Origin of the sequence: Bradyrhizobium sp. AZCC 1610 (assembly GCF_036924515.1) — a bacterium.
In the GTDB taxonomy this organism is placed as follows: domain Bacteria; phylum Pseudomonadota; class Alphaproteobacteria; order Rhizobiales; family Xanthobacteraceae; genus Bradyrhizobium.
In genome coordinates, this window is sequence record NZ_JAZHRR010000001.1 from 5,457,899 (window position 1) to 5,473,885 (window position 15,987).

The window sequence follows — 15,987 nt, forward strand, 5'->3', positions numbered from 1 at the left end:
ACAGAGTGCGGCCATGCCAAAACTCTTTCACCTGAGCTGCTCGCCGCGGGCGGACTCGGAATCCTCCGCCGGGGCGCGGGCCTTTGTCGACCGCTTCCGAGAAGCGCGGCCGGACTGGGACATCGACGTGATGAACCTGTGGCGGGATCACCTGCCGGAATTCGAGGGTTATGTACTGGAGGCCAAATACGCCCGCATCAATGGACGGGCCTTCACCGATTCACAGCGCGATGCCTTTGCGGTCACCGAGCGCATCGCGCTCCGGTTCGCGCTCGCCGACCGCGTGTTGATTTCGACGCCGATGTGGAATTTCGGTATTCCCTACAAGCTGAAGCAATGGATCGACGTCATCACGCAGCCCGGGCTGGCGTTTCGCTACGATCCGGCGCAAGGCTATCTGCCGCTGTTCAAGGACCGGCCGACAATCGTGATCCTGGCGAGCGGCAGCGATTTCATCACCGGCATGAATCGCGGCCGCATCGACATGGCGACACCCTATCTGCGCGAGGCGCTGCGCTTCATCGGCGTCAGCGACGTGCGTTTCGTGCCGATCGGACCAACCACCGGGCCGCTCGAACCGATCCACACCGCACGCGAAGGCGCGCATCGGCGGCTGGCCGAGATGGCCGCGCGATTCTGATCCACAGGCGTGGCCAAACCGGAGCATTTGCGGCAATATGGCGCTTACCCGGCTGCGCCGAAGGAGACCCCCGTTGAAGTGCTATGAGCTACAGGGACCGGACGGAATCGATGGACTTGCCCTCGTCGACAAGCCCATGCCGGAGCCCGGTGACGGCCAGGTGCTGGTTCGGCTCACGGCGGCGACGCTGAACTATCGCGATCTTCTCACCGTCAAGGGCGGTTACGGCTCGCGTCAGAAGTTTCCGCTTGTGCCGGTTTCGGACGGTGCAGGTGTGATCGAGCGGGTCGGCCCGAGTGTGCGGGAATTCGCAGCCGGCGACCGCGTCATCGGCAGTTTCTTCGAAAGCTGGATCGGCGGCGAGCCCAGCGAAGCAAAGATGCGCGCAGCCCTCGGCGGCGCGGTGGACGGCGTCCTTAGCGAGTATCGGATCTTTCCGAAGCACGCGCTGGTCAGAACGCCGGAGCACCTCAGCGACATCGAAGCCGCAGCACTTCCCTGCGCCGGGCTCACGGCCTGGAGCGCGATCGTCAAGCTCGGCGGCGTGAAACCCGGCCAGACCGTTCTGACGCAGGGCACCGGCGGAGTATCCCTGCTCGCACTTCAGTTTGCCAAAATGTGCGGCGCGCGCGTCATCGCGACCTCGTCCAGCGACGCCAAGATCGAACGTCTCAAGACGCTCGGCGCCGACTTTACCTTGAACTACAGGGCGACGCCCGATTGGGGAAAGAAAGCCCGCGAGTGGAGCGGCCACGGCGTCGACCTGGTCGTCGAGGTGGGCGGGGTCGGCACGCTGAACGAATCGATCAGGGCGACCAGGATCGGCGGCACCATCGCCTTTATCGGCGTGCTCGCCGGGCCGCCGCCGTCCGACCTGCGGCTGCCGTTGATGGTCATGCAGCAGCAGCGGCTGCAGGGTGTCACAGTCGGATCGATCGAGGATCTCCAGGCGATGGTGGATGCCATCGCGGCAAGTCGCATGAAGCCGGTGATCGACAGGACGTTCCGTTTCGATCAAGCCAGGGACGCGTTTGCACACATGGAGAGCGGCGCGCATTTCGGGAAGGTGGCGATTGAGATCGACTGAAGTGCGATTAGCGTCCAATCCGAAGGGCCCGTGAAGACGGCGCGTTGCCCAAGTAGGGCATCAGTAGACCGCACAAAAGTGTCCCGTGCAGAATTTCCCGGGAGGTGACGAATCAATCCTGCGACTACGCGCCGTTCGTTTTCACGTTTTGTTCATGCTTCCCCAGTAGGAAGGTTGATCGGCGAAGCCGTCACACCAATTTTTCTTGGTACCAGGAAAGACTGAAATGATGAGCGAGGAGCAGCACGATTTTTACAAAGTCAATTCTCTAACCAATCTGGACACGGCGTCGCCTGTCGAGGGCACGGTTGTTTGGGATGCACCGCGCTCTTTGTGGAATGGCGCAATGCTGCTTGGGGCCATCGTCCTCGGTCCGCTTACATTCTCGTGGAGCGCCTTGGCCGTCTTTCTGATCACGGCCGGTATCACGCTTTGCACCGGCCACTCCGTCGGCTTCCACCGGCGCCTCATTCACCGCAGCTTCGAGTGTCCCAAATGGCTGGAGCGGACGCTGGTCTGGCTCGGTACGGCGGTAGGCATGGGTGGGCCGTTGTGGACCATTCGCGTGCACGACAGCCGGGATTGGGCACAGCGGCAAGCCGATTGTCATCCATTCCTCGCGCACCGGGCAGGCTTCTGGCTGGATGGCCTGCTCTATCTCCATGGCCGCCTGGTTCTGAAGCGCCCTCCAGGTTTCGATCCCGGCCCGGGAATTGGCGACGATCCCTTCTATCGGTTCCTCGATCGCACCTGGATGTTGCAGCAGATTCCGATCGCTCTCGCTTTGTATTGGCTGGGCGGGTGGCCGTTTGTGGTGTGGGGCGTCTTTGTACGCGTCGCAGCCTGCACGACGATGCATTGGGGAATATCCCATTTCGCGCACACGCAGGGAGAGCAAGACTGGACAGTCGACGGCGCGGTGGTGCAAGCCCATAACGTGTCGTTGATGGCCATTCCGACGATGGGAGAGAGCTGGCACAATAACCACCACGCCTTTCCGGGCTCTGCGCGGCACGGTCTCTATCCCGGCCAGATCGATCTCGGCTGGGAGTTCGTGAGGCTGCTGCGCGCCCTTGGCTTGGCGTGGAATGTTCAGGTGCCTGCAGAGCTGCCGCCGCGCCCTGGAATAAGCCCGGTACACGCCCGCTCGCTTTCAATCTGCGCGCCCGGCCAGGCGGAAATTTCTGGAATCCGATCGTGACCACGGCCGCTGAAGCCCTCGCCGCTTATTATACGGCGAATGGCATAGAGGCTGACCCGGCACGCGCTGCGACATGGATTTGCAGGATAGGCCCGGCGTCGATTGAATTTCCAAACTGGAAGTGGCGGCGAGACGCCGTCACGCGGCACGATCTTCACCACATTCTCACCGGCTATCCCTGCACGATGACGGGAGAGATGCAGATGGCGGCCTGGGAGTTTGCCGCCGGGCGCTACCGCCACTGGGCTGCGACGCTGTTCTGCCTGCCCCTGGCGCTGATGGGTTTTATATGTGCCCCACGGCGAACCACGCTGGCGTTCAGGGCGGGTCTCACCTCGACAAGTCTCTATGGCTCCGAACTCGACCTCGACAAGCCGCTCGCAGCGTTGCGAGCGAAAGTCGTCACACCTCCTGCAGAAACCCCGTGATCGAACGCGCTCCATCCTGACCAGCGACTCGTGCACGCGTTGCGGCAGCCCACGGCGAATTCCGTCAGCGCTGTGCGCGGTCGCCTGGATCCCGTTGCCTGACAAAATCTGAGCCGCGCCGCCCGTACCGGGTCGGAAGGCCTCGTCAAATGTCACGCCGCGAACTTGCCACCGGTGCGTCTGACCGTGCCAGTCCATCCCATCGCGGTTCGTCGCATGAAGCCGGTGATCGACAAAACCTTTTCGTTCGACCAGGCGAAAGCGGCGTTTGCCCATATGGAAAGCGGCGCGCATTTCGGCAAAGTGGCGATTGCGATTGGATGAACCACGGCATTACCCAAAATGGCGGCATCTGGTCACATGCAACTCTTGCTGGTTCCAGCAATTGCTTCCGCCGCTATTAAGCTTTAAATTCCCGCTATTCGCCTCGTCGAAAAACGGGCGCCGCCTGGCGCTCGCGAGAGCTGAACGGGATTTGCAACCGAGCTGGGGTCGCCGCCTCACCGAAAGCTGAGGGCCCGCCCCTGCTATGGCTAGAGATGTAGACCGGCTGTGAGCGAGACCACCAGCGCGAGAATAATGCCGCCCGCGCGGAAGTTGCAGCAAGCAGCCGGATGGAAATGAACAATGACCAAAGACAAGAGCGAATTACTGAGATCGCTCACCATTGATCGCGGCGCCAATAAGGCGGAACGGTCTAATCGCCGCTGGCTGCCGATCTCGGCGGCCATCGTCGCCTGCGTCGTCGGATTCGCCTTTGCCGCTTTCGAGTTCCGCAGGCAGGACCCGCCCAAAGAGACCGCATCGCAGACCACACCGCAGCCCGCCGCGCAGCCGCAGCCTCAGCAGCCTGCAACGAATAACAAGGCGGCCGGCAATCTGGCGGCTTCCGGCTACGTGGTGGCGCGCCGCAAGGCAACCGTTGCGGCCGAGATCACCGGAAAAGTGGTCGAGGTCTTCATCGACGAAGGCATGACAGTGACCGAGGGTCAGATCGTGGCGCGGCTCGATAGCGTGCTTGCCGAAAAGGATTATGAGCTGGCCCGCTCGCGCGCCGAGACGGCCGATGCCGCGGTCGCCGCGATCACGGCCGATCTGGAGGACGCGACGCGGATCATGTCGCGTGTGCAAACGCTATCGCAAAAGAATTTTGCCACCGAGGCCGATCTGACCAAGGCGCAGGCCCGGGTCGGCGTGCTCAGCGCGCAATTGCGCCAGGCGCAGTCGCAATTCGAGACCGCAAAGATCGACGCCAAGCGCAGCGCCTCGATGCTCGACAAGCATCAAATCCGGGCGCCGTTCGCCGGTGTCGTCATCGACCGCAGCGCCCAGCCGGGCGAGATGATTTCACCGATGTCGGTCGGCGGCTACACGCGCACCGGTATCTGCACCATCGTCGACATGGATTCGATCGAAATCGAAGTCGACGTCAACGAAGCCTTCATTGGCCGGGTCAGTCCCGGAGGCGCCGTGAACGCGATGCTGGATGCCTATCCGGACTGGACCATTCCCGCTTCGGTGATTGCCATCGTTCCGACGGCGAACCGCGAGAAGGCCACGGTGAAGGTTCGGATCCGCTTCACCAAGAAGGACCCGCGCATTCTGCCCGACATGGCGGTGAAGGTGAACTTTCTGCGCGACGCCAAAGCAAATGGCGCCGCTGAAGCCACCGCCGCGAAATAGCCTCCAGCCGGATTCCTTGAGAAGGAGACAAGTGTGACAGCCGAACATCCGATGGTTCGCCTTACCGGCGTAGCTAAGCGTTTCACCAAGGGAAAGGAGACGATCTCGATTTTCGATCATCTCGATCTGGCGATCCCCCGCGGCGATTTCATTGCCGTCATGGGGCCGTCCGGTTCGGGCAAGACGACGCTGCTCAATCTGCTCGGGGGCATCGATCGCGCCGACGCAGGTGAGATCGCGGTCGCGGATCAGCGCATCGACGGCCTCTCCGAGGGCGAACTTGCCGCCTGGCGGGCCGCCAATATCGGCTTCATCTTCCAGTTCTACAATCTGATGCCGATGCTGACCGCGGCGCAGAACGTCGAACTGCCGCTGTTGCTCACCAAATTGCGGAGCAAGGAGCGCGCGGCGCGCGTTCACACCGCGCTTTCCGTGGTCGGGCTCGCCGACCGTATCAAGCACCGTCCGCGCGAAATGTCGGGCGGCCAGCAGCAGCGCGTGGCGATTGCGCGCGCCATCGTCTCCGATCCGAACCTGCTGCTGTGCGACGAACCGACCGGCGATCTCGATCGGCAATCCGCCGACGAGATCCTTTCGATCCTGCAACTGCTCAATGGCGAACTTGGCAAGACCATCGTGATGGTGACGCATGACCCTGCGGCGGCAAACTATGCCAAGCGCGTCCTGCATCTCGACAAGGGCCGGTTCGTCGAACGGGAGCTTGCCGCGTGAACGACTTCGACCTGGTACGGAAAAACCTGTTCCGCCGCAAATTGCGCGCCAGCCTGATGATCGTGTCGATCCTGATCGCCTTCATGATCTTCGGCGTGCTCGCCGGATTCTACCGCGCCTTCACCGCCGGCGAGGATGCCGCCGCCGCTGATAGGATGATCACCGTCAACAAGATCAACTTCACCCAGCCGATGCCGATCGCCTACTTCACTCGCGTGCGCGCGGTGGAAGGGGTACGGCAGGTGACCTTCGCCAACTGGTTCGGCGGCTATTATCAGGACCCGAAGAACTTCATCATGGCGCTCGCGATCGAGCCGAACACCTATTTCGACGTGTATCGCAGCGAATTCGAAGTCCCGCCCGAACAGCTTCAGGCCTTCATGCGTGACCGCGGCAGCGCGGTGGTCGGCGAAAGCCTGGCGCAGAAGTGGGGCTGGAAGATCGGCGATCGCATCCCTCTTAACAGCAACATCTTCAGCCAGAAGAGCGGCGGCCACACCTGGGATCTCACCATTGCCGGCATCGTCAAGGGCAAGGCCGAGCACGTCGACACCAACTTTCTCCTGTTCCAGTACCCCTATTTCGACGAAACCCGCAGTTTCGGCAAGGACACCATCGGCTGGATGATCCTGCAGACCACCTCGCCCGAAAACAATGATCGCGTGGCAAAGGCGATCGACGCGATGTTTGCCAATTCCACCGCCGAGACTTCGACCGATACCGAAAAGGCGTTCGGGAAGGCCTTCGCGGCGCAGTTCGGCAATATCGCGCTGATCGTGCTGCTGGTCGTCGGCGCCGCGTTCATCACCATCCTGATGATCGTCGGCAATACGATGGCGCTGTCGATCCGGGAGCGGACGCGTGAGATCGGCGTGCTGAAGACGCTCGGCTTCTCAGGTCCGCGGATCCTGAAGATGGTGCTCGGCGAATCCGTGTTGCTTGCGCTGCTCGGCGGCATTCCCGGACTGGCGATCGCGGCGCTGATTGCCATGGCGCTCCGCACCAGCCTCTCCAACATCGCGCCCGCTTTTGCGGTATCGCCGACCATCGCGCTGCAGGGATTGGCGCTGATGATTGCGCTTGGGCTGATCACGGGGATCATTCCGGCGCTCAACGCCATGCGGCTCAAAATCGCAACCGCACTCGGACGGGGATAAGCATGCGCTCGCTTTGGCTTCAGGTGGCGGCCGTCACCGCCATCAATCTCAAAAGCATTGGACAGCGGCGCTGGCTCTCGCTCTCGACGGTGATTGCGATCGCGCTGGTGGTGATCGTGCTGCTCGCCTTCCTGGCGATGGCCAACGGATTCCAGCGCACCATCGCGGGATCCGGAGCCGACGACATCGCGATCGTGCTGCGGGCCGGCTCGCAGGCCGAAATCAACAGCACGGTGAGCCGCGATCAAGTGCGGCTGATCGAGGACGGGCCTGGCATCGCACGCGGCAGCGACGGCAAGCCCCTGATCTCGCCGGAACTTTATCTTGTGGTCGACGGCATAAAGCGTTCGACCAAAACCAAGGCCAATCTGCCGCTGCGCGGGATCGGCGAACAGGGCAGCGAGTTGCGCAAGGGCATTACCATCACCGCCGGCCGCATGTTCAACCGCGGCAGTAATGAGGTGGTGGTCGGCAAGGCATTGCTGCAGGAATTCGAGGGATTCGACATCGGCTCTACCGTGTCGTTCGGCGCCACGCGCTGGAACGTCGTCGGCGTATTCGAGGCCGGCGGCAGCGTGTTCGAATCCGAGATCTGGGCCGATCTCAACGTGGTGCAGAGCCTGTTCAACCGCAACAACATCGTCCAGACCGTGCGCGCACGCCTCACCGGGCCGGCCGCACTGGATGGGCTCAAAAGCTATAGCGACAACGATCCGCGGCTGAAGCTCGATGTCAAATCCGAAGCAGCCTACTTTGCCGAACAGGCGTCGCAGACCTCTGATCTGATTCAGAAGCTCGGCTGGCCGCTCGCGATCGCAATGGCGCTGGGGGCGGTCGCCGGCGCGCTCAACACCATGTATTCGTCGGTCGCAGCCCGCGCGACGGAAATCGCAACGCTGCGCGCCATCGGCTTCGGCGGCTTCCCCGCTTTTGTCGGGACGCTGGCCGAATCGCTGTTGCTCGCCGTCATCGGCGGCCTGTTAGGTGCCGCCGCCACCTACCTGATTTTCGACGGCGTCACGGCTTCGACCCTTGGCGGCAACTTCACGCAGGTGGTGTTCGACTTCAAGCTCAGTCCCTGGCTGATCGCCGAGGGTGTTGCGCTTGCGCTGATCGTAGGCCTGATCGGCGGACTGTTTCCGGCACTGCGCGCCGCGCGATTGCCGATCGTCGAAGGCCTGTATGCGAACTGAGCTTGCTGTTCCCTGCACGCGAGGTGCCGGCAAACGTGTTCGCGGGGTTTGCCGGCCCGGTACGCCGTCGATGACTATTCAACGGGCTGGCCCGCGCGCCAGCCCATTTCCCAGAAATCTGCCTCGAGCCGGGTGGCTTCCTTGAAGATTGCGATCAGCTCGGCCTCGCGGGCCGGTGTGACGTAGCGATCGGCGAGACCATCCAGGTGCGCCCGCGCATTCGCCGCGACCTCCTGGTATGGCGCACCGGCATACTCGGCGATCCAGACACGATAGGGATTCGTCGCAGCGACCGCATTGGGCCTTGAGGCGAGCCGCGTCGCGATCTCCGCGTAGCCGATCACGCAGGGGGCCAGCGCCACCTTGAGCGCCAGCAGATCGCCGCGCATCCCCGCGTCGAGCACGTAGCGTGTATAGGCCAGCATCTCGACCGCCGGAGGCGCTCGTTCGAGATCGCCCGGCGACAGGCCCCAGCCGGCGCAGAGCTTCACATGCAGGTTCATCTCGACGTCGAGGATCGCCGAGAGGCCTGCCGCCGCTTCACGCATGTCGGCGAGCTTGAGCGACTTGTAGACGGCGAGCGCGTAGGCGCGGGCAAATTCGATCAGGAACAGGTAGTCCTGGACGAGGTAGTGACGAAACGCCGCTTCGGCGAGCGAGCCGTCCGCCAACCCGTCCGTGAAGGGATGTTCGGTGTAGGCCCGCCACTCCGCGGACGCTTCTGTCTTTAGACGCTCGAAGAAACTCACGATCTCTCGCCGGGCCCGATTCCAGAGTGCTACCCCGTTACTACCAATAGTGGCTCGATATCGGCTTGGCCACTGCCGTTTCTGTGACAATTCAAAGATAGCTGCTCCGGCCCTTACTTCGCCATTGCGGACAGGATCTGGATCGCCCTAAAGTTGCATTAAGCTTCAACTTGGGGTATCAGCCAATGTCTGAATTTCAGGTCACGGGAAGCAACGCCGACGCGCTCTTTACCCTCAAGGTTCATCGCGGCGATGGCATGGCTCTGCTCGCCATGGATTGGAAGGACGATGAGCCGCCGCTCGATTTCGTCGGTTTTGCCATCGAATACAAGGAGCCGCTCGGCAACAGGTTCTTTGCCTTGAAGAACCGGATCGCGTTTCCCGGCGCTGGCGGAAAGACCAATCCAAATCGGCTGACCACGATGCAGTCGCCCATACAGAAATTTCGCTGGGTGCATTTTCCTCGAAACGCCGAATTGGCGGGAGAATTCGTTTACCGGGTTACCCCGGTTTTCATGAACAAGCTGGACGAACTGAGTTTTGGCGAGCCGCAGGAGGCGGCCATTGAACTGCGCCGGGAAACCTATCCGGATCAACTCAATGTCACTTACACACGCGGCTTCGTATTGTCGCAGGCGTTCGTCGACAGATACGAGACGATTTCCAAGCTCCTGCCCGCAAAAGCCAAAGACGGCCTCAAGTTCAAACCCACCCACCCCAAGAAGGATGAGGCGCTCGCCTGGATGGGCTTTGAAGCCCGCCATGCAATTCTCGAGGTTCTGGATCAGGCGATTGAGGATGAAGACGCAGCGGTTCGGGTTGTTGCATACGATCTAAGCGAAATTGAAGTGGTGTCCCGATTGGAGAAGCTGGGCTCTCGCCTGAAAATCATCATCGACAATGCGGGGGAACACGGACCTGCAGAATCGGGAGAGTCGCAGGCCGCAAGGCGATTGAAGGAAACAGCCGGAGAAGACAACGTGAAGCGCCAGAAGATGGGCGCGCTTCAGCACAACAAGACCATCGTCGTCGATGGACCAAATCTGAAGAAAGCCGTCTGCGGCTCGACGAATTTCTCGTGGCGAGGGTTCTATGTTCAGTCCAACAACGCCGTTGTCCTGACCGGCGAATCCGCCATCAAGCCCTTTCTTGATGCGTTTGAGAGCTACTGGGAGAACGACGCGGCCGCGGACTTCGGCGCCACGAGACCAGCCGAGTGGACCAGTCTCGGGCTGGACAATATCAACGCAGAAGTTTCCTTCTCACCACACGTCAGCAGCAACGCGCTGCTCGACGGCATTGCGGAAGACATGAAGTCGGCGGAATCGAGCGTGCTGTTTTCCCTGGCATTTCTGTTTCAGACCGAAGGACCTGTTCGCGAGGCGGTCAAGAAACTGGCCAAGGCCAAAGGCATCTTTCTCTATGGCATCTCTGACAAAAAAGTCGGAGGCCTGGATTTTCAAAAGCCGGACGGGAAGGTCGAGCCGGTCTTTCCAGCGGCGCTTTCGAAAAACGTGCCGGAGCCCTTCAAGTCCGAACCAAAAGGAGGCGGAGGAAATCGAATGCACCACAAGTTCGTGGTGATTGATTTCGACAAGCCCACCGCGAGAGTTTACTTCGGCTCCTACAATTTTTCTTCTGCGGCCGACACATCGAATGGCGAAAATCTCCTTTTGATAAAGGACCGGCGTATTGCCGTGTCCTATATGATCGAAGCGCTCAGAATCTTCGATCACTATCATTTCCGTGTTGCGCAAGCCAACGCCAGGAAGGCCAGGAAAAAACTGCAATTGGCCAGGCCGCCGCGAAAGCGTGGCGAGAAGGCGTGGTGGAGCGAGTACTATACCGACGAACGAAAGATTCGTGACCGCAAGTTATTCTCCTGACATTCGCCATGCTGCGAGCATCGTCCCTCATGGCATAACTTGCCTATTCTCCCTTGAGGCCTGCCGCGCGGATCACCTCGCCCCATTTGCGCGTCTCGTCGTCGATGAACTTGCCGAACTCGGCGGCCGTGCGGCTGTGTGCTTCGAGCCCCTGGGCGAGCAGCTTCTGCTTCACCTCGGGATCGGCCAGCGCGCGAGTGATCTCCTGCTGCATCCGCTCGACGATCGGCCGCGGCGTGGCTGACGGCGCCATGAAGCCGAACCATCCCGAAGCGACGACGTTGGGAAAGCCCTGCTCGCGCAAGGTCGGCGCCGCGGGGTAGATGGCGCTGCGATCGGCGGAAGCCACGCCGAGCACGCGGAAATCGCCACTCTGGATATGCGGCAACGCCGTGCTGATCGCGGTCAACGTGGCATCGACGCGGCCGGCGAGCAGTTCGGTGTAGGCCATCGCATCGCCGCGGTACTGGACGTTGAGGCCCTTGATGCCCGCATCCCTCAACAACAACTCGGCCGCCAGATGCGGCTGAGAACCCGCGCCCGGAGAAGCGAAGGTGAGGCCGTCGGGCTGCGCTTTGCCGTACCCGATCATCTCCTGCAGATTCTTGAAGCTCGCCTTCGCGTTGACGATCAGGAAGAGCGGCGCCATGACGGTCATCGCCACCGGCTGCAGATCCTTGCGCTCGTATTTCAGTCTTCCATACAACGCTTCGGCGGTGGCATAGGGCGCGGCCGCGTAGAGGAAGGTGTATCCGTCCGGCGCCGCGCGCGCGACCAGTTCGTTGGCGATGCGGGTGCCCGCCCCCGGCTTGTTCTCGACAATGAATTGTTGATTGAAGTTGCGCCCGAACTGTTCGGCCAGGATACGCAACGAGATGTCGTTTGCGCCGCCGGCCCCATAGGGCGACACCAGCCGCACAAGCCGGGACGGCCAATCGCCCTCGGCGAACGCGGGAAGGTGCGGACCTGCGGCGAAACCGGCGGCGATGGTCCCCAGCAGAGTTCGGCGTGTGACTTTCATAGATGCCTCTTGGGAATAAAGGGCCGCGTGAAAAGCGCTGCAGCCCGGCGCGTCCGTCCCATTTTTATCGAGCCGCGTTGGCGCGATCGCATTGCTGGATCGCTTGGCCCTTCGTCTTGTCGATACCGCAACGATAGAGACGCGCCTTCTATCGAACAATGTGTATTTTTTGACCGATTGATAAGCGTAGCCTATGAATACGGAAAGCGGTGAAAGCTCGGAGGCGCGGCATGGGGATGGATGTGACACTGCGGCAGTTGCGCGCCTATGTGGCCGTGCTGGAGGCCGCGAGCTTCTCGGAAGCCGCCAAGGCCATGCACCTGTCGCAGGCCGCGCTCTCAGGATTGATCAAGGAACTGGAGAGCCGCGTCGGCGTCCGCCTGCTGGACCGCACGACCCGAAAAGTTTCCGCGTCTGCGGTCGGCGAGACCTTTGCGCCGATGGCACGGCGCGTGCTTTCGAGCCTGGACGAGGCGCTCGACAATTTGACCAATCTCAAGGAGTTGCGCCGCGGGCTGGTGCGCGTCGCGGCGCCCGAAACGCTATCCTGCACGCTGCTTCCGGAACTGATCGCCGGGTACAACAACAGCCATCCCGGCGTGGACGTCCGCTTCGACGACGTGCCGATCCAGGAGGTGCTGGCGGGCCTGCAGAACGGCTCTACCGACATCGGGTTCGGGCCTGCGGGCGTCGTCCCGGATCAGTCGGTGGAAGTACACGTGATTTGCGCCGACCCGCTTTGGGTGGCCTTGCGCAGCGATGACCCGCTGGCAAAAGGCAAGTCGGTCAGTTGGAAGGATCTGCGCGAGCGGCCGCTGCTCAACTACATGCCCAACGTCGCCATCAATGTGTTGAGCAACGTGCCGCCCCGGCATCACCCCAGGGAGTTAGTGCCGGTGCACCGGGTGAACACGGCGCTGTCGATGCTGCGGGTGAGACAGGGCGCCGTGATCTGCCCCTCGATGGCCGAGCCGCTGGTGCGCGGCTTCGGATTGACGTTCCTGCCGCTGCTGCAGCCGGCTGTCAAATGGAAGATCGCGATGTTCGTGCGACATAGCGCATCGCTCTCGCCCGCCGTGGAGAGCTTTCGCGACTTCACGCTCAATTTCAGCCCGAACTGGGCGGCCATCGGCAACGAGCGCCGCCGCGCGAGCGAACGGCGCAAGCGCGCGTAGCGAACGAGCGCGCGGCACACTCAGTGTCGTCCCTGCGAACGCAGGGACCCATAACCACCGGCGGAAGTTTTGCGAAAGGCGTCTGCCACACTGCCTTATCGAGAGATCACGCGGTATGGGTCCCTGCGCCCGTGTGCAATTGCGCACTAGGCAGGGACGACGTCGAGAGAGCGCAGAGCCTCTGCGGGTAAGTCGCTGCTTCGCACGGCGAAATTCGTGAAACCGCCGATCAGGCGCGTCGGCAGCGCGTTTGGAGCAAACACTCAATGATTGAATTTGTCCTGATGACAAACCGAACACGCGGCAGTAGCCTACCCAAAATTATAAAACGCACGGGAGGAGTGGCATGCCAGACGCAGCGGTCGCAGCACGTTCTTCTGAAACGACAAACAGCGGTACGACGCAACAGGTCGATGTTGCCGTCGTCGGCGCCGGATTTGCCGGCCTCTATCTCCTGCATCGCCTGCGCAAGGCCGGCTTCACTGCTGTCGTGATCGAGGAGGCCGGCGATGTCGGCGGCACCTGGTACTGGAATCGCTATCCCGGCGCGCGCTGCGACATCCAGACCATCGACTACAGCTACACGTTCGATTCCGAACTGGAGAGCGCGTGGCAATGGTCGGAGAAATACGCAACGCAACCCGAAATCCTGCGCTATCTCGGCTTCGTCGCCGACCGATACGAGCTGCGGCGCGACATCCGCTTTCGCACCAAAGTCACGGCGGCGAACTGGGATCAGAGCGCGGAACGCTGGCTGCTCACCACAGACAATGGCGCTGATGTTTCCTGCCGCCACTACATCATGGCTACCGGCTGCCTCTCCGCGCCCAAGCCGCCGGAGATCGATGGCGTCAAGGACTTCAAGGGCGAGGTCTATTTCACCGGCCGCTGGCCGCATGAAGAGGTCAAGCTCGCCGGCAAGCGCATCGCCGTCATCGGCACCGGATCATCGGGCATCCAGTCGATCCCGTTGCTCGCGGAGCAGGCAGCGCATCTCACCGTATTCCAGCGCACTCCGAACTTCGCTTTGCCTGCCCATAACGGTGCTGCGCCGGCGGACCGCCGCGCGATGCTGGAAGGCGACCGCGCCGGCTATCGCGAGCAGGCGCGCTGGTCGCTCGCAGGCGTCCCGTATCCGCAACAGATGGCGGTGAGCTGGCAATTGAGCGATGCCGAACGCCGCGAGCGCTTCGAGCAGGCCTGGGCCACCGGCGATCTCGTCTACATCCTGACCCAGCTTTGGGCCGACCAGGGCGTCGATGTCGACGGCAATACGCTGCTCGCCGATCTGGTCCGCGAGAAAATCCGCGACGTCGTCAAGGACCCGGAGATAGCCGAAGCGTTGACCCCGCACGACCATCCGTTCGGCGCCAAGCGTCCCTGCCTCGATACCAACTACTACGCCACCTACAACCGTCCCAACGTCACGCTGGTAAACCTGCGGCAGGAGCCGATCACAGAGATCACGGCTTCCGGCATCACGACCGACAAGCGCACCTTCGACGTCGATATGATCGTGTTCGCGACCGGCTTTGACGCCATGACCGGCGCCATCAAGGCGGTGCATCCGATCACAGGTCGCGACGGCAAATCGCTGTCCGACGTCTGGGCCAACGGCCCGCAGACCTATCTCGGGCTCACGGTCTCAGGCTTTCCCAACCTGTTCCTGATCACGGGCCCGGGCAGCCCGTCGGTGCTGTCGAACATGGCGGTCTCGATCGAGCAGCATGTCGACTGGGTGGTCGACCGACTGGCGGCAATGCGCGAGGCCGGCTTCACGACCATCGACGCAACCGAGACGGCGCAGGCCGGCTGGGCGCAGCACATGGCCGACTGCTCGATGATCACTCTGCATCGGCTCGCCAACACCTGGTACACGGGCGCCAACGTTCCCGGCAAGGCGCAGGGCGTGATGCCTTATACCGGCGGCGTCGGCCCCTATCGCAGCATCTGCAACGAGGTCGTCGGCCGCGGCATGCTTGGCTTCAAACTATCGGGCCCGAACGTTGCAGAGCAATGCAACGATGGCGAGGTGGTTCGCCTGCAGCCGGACGTGCGGCTGGTGCTGGGCATGCTGGCGGAGATGAACCTGCCGCAAATCGAACAGCTTGGCGCGCAGGGCGCGCGCGACTTCGTCACCGAATTCAATAAGGGACGTCCCGCCGGCCGCCCGGTCGGCGATGTCGGCGACGGCGTGCTGCACGGCGCCGATGGTCTATTGTCCTACCGTCTCTATCGGCCGGAAACATCAGGGCCGCATCCGATCGTGGTCTATTTCCACGGCGGCGGCTGGGTATTCGGTGACGAGCAATCCGACGATCCGTTCTGCCGCGACATCTGCCGCCGGAGCGGAATGATCGTCGTCAGCGTCGGCTACCGTCACGCGCCCGAGCATCGCTTCCCGGCGGCGGCCGAGGATGGCTATGCGGCGACGCGCTGGATCGCCGAACATGCGGCCGAACTTGGCGGCAAATCGGGACCGGTGCTGGTCGCGGGCTGGAGCGCCGGCGCCAACATCGCCGCCGTCACCTGTCAGTTGGCGCGCGACCGCGGCGGCCCGCAGATCGCGGGCCAGCTCCTGGTGTGCCCGGTCACCGATTGCAGGTTCGACCGCCCGTCCTACACCGACAATGCGGTCGGTTATTTCCTGACGCGATCGCTGATGTTCTGGTTCTGGGACATCTATTGTTCGCCCGCCGACCGCACCGATCCGCGCGCCTCGCCACTGCGCGGCAATCTGGCGGGCCTGCCCCCGGCGTTCGTGGCGACCTGCGAGTTCGATCCGCTGCGTGACGAGGGCACCGAATATGCTGAGGCGCTTTCAGCCGCCGGTGTCCCGGTCGAACAATTGCAGGCGCGGGGCCACATCCACACGTCCCTGATGATGGTGGATGTGGTGATCACCGGCGTCAGCGGACGTGCGAAGATGGCCGAAGCGCTGCGCGGTTTTGCGGGATTGCCCCGGAAGTTGGAAGCGAGTGGCCAGGATGCCTCGCCGATCGCGGTCAACGCTGCCGCGGGGTAGCGGGCAAGGC

General features: G+C 62.4%; 14 protein-coding genes and 1 pseudogene. 12 read left to right on the plus strand and 3 right to left on the minus strand.

Annotated elements, in window-relative coordinates:
* Positions 1–13: 13 nt before the first annotated feature.
* The 4 genes from V1279_RS26890 to V1279_RS26905 all read left to right on the plus strand — a co-directional run bounded on the left by V1279_RS26890 (position 14) and on the right by V1279_RS26905 (position 3,356).
* On the plus strand, positions 14–640 hold the full coding sequence (locus tag V1279_RS26890) for an FMN-dependent NADH-azoreductase (protein ID WP_334442120.1): 627 nt from the start codon (positions 14–16) through the stop codon (positions 638–640).
* Positions 641–713: 73 nt separating this feature from the next.
* The gene (locus tag V1279_RS26895; RefSeq protein ID WP_334442122.1) at positions 714–1,727 is read left to right on the plus strand and encodes a zinc-dependent alcohol dehydrogenase family protein; all 1,014 of its coding nucleotides are present in this window, start codon (positions 714–716) and stop codon (positions 1,725–1,727) included.
* A 226-nt stretch (positions 1,728–1,953) separates the two neighbouring features.
* A complete protein-coding gene (locus V1279_RS26900) occupies positions 1,954–2,928 on the plus strand; it encodes an acyl-CoA desaturase (RefSeq protein ID WP_334442123.1) in 975 nt (324 codons plus the stop codon).
* Entirely contained in the window at positions 2,925–3,356 is a 432-nt protein-coding gene (locus V1279_RS26905; protein ID WP_334446782.1) for a hypothetical protein, read from the plus strand. Before V1279_RS26900 ends, V1279_RS26905 begins: the two co-directional genes overlap by 4 nt.
* 90 nt (positions 3,357–3,446) lie before the next feature.
* On the opposite strand, the pseudogene V1279_RS26910 reads toward V1279_RS26905, so the two are convergent.
* Positions 3,447–3,545, minus strand: a pseudogene (locus V1279_RS26910) (DUF2066 domain-containing protein); the annotation flags it as partial.
* A 27-nt stretch (positions 3,546–3,572) separates the two neighbouring features.
* On the opposite strand from V1279_RS26910, the gene V1279_RS26915 reads away from it, so the two are divergent.
* The 5 genes from V1279_RS26915 (at position 3,573) to V1279_RS26935 (ending at position 8,121) form a co-directional block, all read left to right on the plus strand.
* The gene (locus tag V1279_RS26915; protein WP_334442125.1) at positions 3,573–3,680 is read left to right on the plus strand and encodes a zinc-binding dehydrogenase; all 108 of its coding nucleotides are present in this window, start codon (positions 3,573–3,575) and stop codon (positions 3,678–3,680) included.
* Between the two features lie 303 nt (positions 3,681–3,983).
* Positions 3,984–5,039, plus strand: coding sequence for an efflux RND transporter periplasmic adaptor subunit (locus V1279_RS26920; protein ID WP_334442127.1), 1,056 nt, complete (start codon positions 3,984–3,986; stop codon positions 5,037–5,039).
* A 51-nt stretch (positions 5,040–5,090) separates the two neighbouring features.
* Positions 5,091–5,771 (plus strand): ABC transporter ATP-binding protein, encoded by a 681-nt coding sequence (locus V1279_RS26925; RefSeq protein ID WP_334446586.1) that lies wholly within the window; start codon positions 5,091–5,093, stop codon positions 5,769–5,771.
* Complete coding sequence (locus tag V1279_RS26930; protein ID WP_334442130.1) at positions 5,768–6,928, plus strand: ABC transporter permease; 1,161 nt, start codon at positions 5,768–5,770, stop codon at positions 6,926–6,928. Before V1279_RS26925 ends, V1279_RS26930 begins: the two co-directional genes overlap by 4 nt.
* A gap of 2 nt (positions 6,929–6,930) precedes the next feature.
* Positions 6,931–8,121 (plus strand): ABC transporter permease, encoded by a 1,191-nt coding sequence (locus V1279_RS26935; protein WP_334442132.1) that lies wholly within the window; start codon positions 6,931–6,933, stop codon positions 8,119–8,121.
* A 74-nt stretch (positions 8,122–8,195) separates the two neighbouring features.
* On the opposite strand, the gene tenA is transcribed toward V1279_RS26935, so the two are convergent.
* Positions 8,196–8,870 (minus strand): thiaminase II, encoded by a 675-nt coding sequence (tenA, locus tag V1279_RS26940; protein WP_334442134.1) that lies wholly within the window; start codon positions 8,868–8,870, stop codon positions 8,196–8,198.
* Between the two features lie 185 nt (positions 8,871–9,055).
* Between tenA and V1279_RS26945 the strand changes: the two genes are divergently transcribed.
* Positions 9,056–10,756: a phospholipase D-like domain-containing protein gene (locus V1279_RS26945; RefSeq protein WP_334442137.1), complete on the plus strand. Its 1,701-nt coding sequence runs from the start codon at positions 9,056–9,058 to the stop codon at positions 10,754–10,756.
* Positions 10,757–10,799: 43 nt separating this feature from the next.
* On the opposite strand, the gene V1279_RS26950 is transcribed toward V1279_RS26945, so the two are convergent.
* Complete coding sequence (locus tag V1279_RS26950) at positions 10,800–11,777, minus strand: Bug family tripartite tricarboxylate transporter substrate binding protein (protein WP_334442140.1); 978 nt, start codon at positions 11,775–11,777, stop codon at positions 10,800–10,802.
* 230 nt (positions 11,778–12,007) lie between these two features.
* Here V1279_RS26950 and V1279_RS26955 point away from each other — a divergent pair, with 230 nt between their 5' ends.
* Both V1279_RS26955 and V1279_RS26960 read left to right on the plus strand, forming a co-directional pair.
* Positions 12,008–12,952 carry a LysR family transcriptional regulator gene (locus tag V1279_RS26955; RefSeq protein ID WP_334442142.1) on the plus strand — a complete coding sequence of 315 codons (945 nt, stop codon included), beginning with the start codon at positions 12,008–12,010 and terminating at the stop codon, positions 12,950–12,952.
* Positions 12,953–13,298: 346 nt separating this feature from the next.
* Positions 13,299–15,977: a flavin-containing monooxygenase gene (locus tag V1279_RS26960; protein ID WP_334442144.1), complete on the plus strand. Its 2,679-nt coding sequence runs from the start codon at positions 13,299–13,301 to the stop codon at positions 15,975–15,977.
* Positions 15,978–15,987 lie beyond the last annotated feature (10 nt).

Bases quoted from the DNA above. Each gene is read 5' to 3' on its own strand.
- V1279_RS26890 (WP_334442120.1), top strand. From the start codon at position 14: ATGCCAAAACTCTTTCACCTGAGCTGCTCGCCGCGGGCGGACTCGGAA.
- V1279_RS26955 (WP_334442142.1), top strand. From the start codon at position 12,008: ATGGGGATGGATGTGACACTGCGGCAGTTGCGCGCCTATGTGGCCGTG.
- V1279_RS26960 (WP_334442144.1), top strand. From the start codon at position 13,299: ATGCCAGACGCAGCGGTCGCAGCACGTTCTTCTGAAACGACAAACAGC.
- V1279_RS26920 (WP_334442127.1), top strand. From the start codon at position 3,984: ATGACCAAAGACAAGAGCGAATTACTGAGATCGCTCACCATTGATCGC.
- V1279_RS26900 (WP_334442123.1), top strand. From the start codon at position 1,954: ATGATGAGCGAGGAGCAGCACGATTTTTACAAAGTCAATTCTCTAACC.
- V1279_RS26950 (WP_334442140.1), bottom strand. From the start codon at position 11,777: ATGAAAGTCACACGCCGAACTCTGCTGGGGACCATCGCCGCCGGTTTC.
- V1279_RS26945 (WP_334442137.1), top strand. From the start codon at position 9,056: ATGTCTGAATTTCAGGTCACGGGAAGCAACGCCGACGCGCTCTTTACC.
- V1279_RS26935 (WP_334442132.1), top strand. From the start codon at position 6,931: ATGCGCTCGCTTTGGCTTCAGGTGGCGGCCGTCACCGCCATCAATCTC.
- V1279_RS26925 (WP_334446586.1), top strand. From the start codon at position 5,091: ATGGTTCGCCTTACCGGCGTAGCTAAGCGTTTCACCAAGGGAAAGGAG.
- V1279_RS26915 (WP_334442125.1), top strand. From the start codon at position 3,573: ATGAAGCCGGTGATCGACAAAACCTTTTCGTTCGACCAGGCGAAAGCG.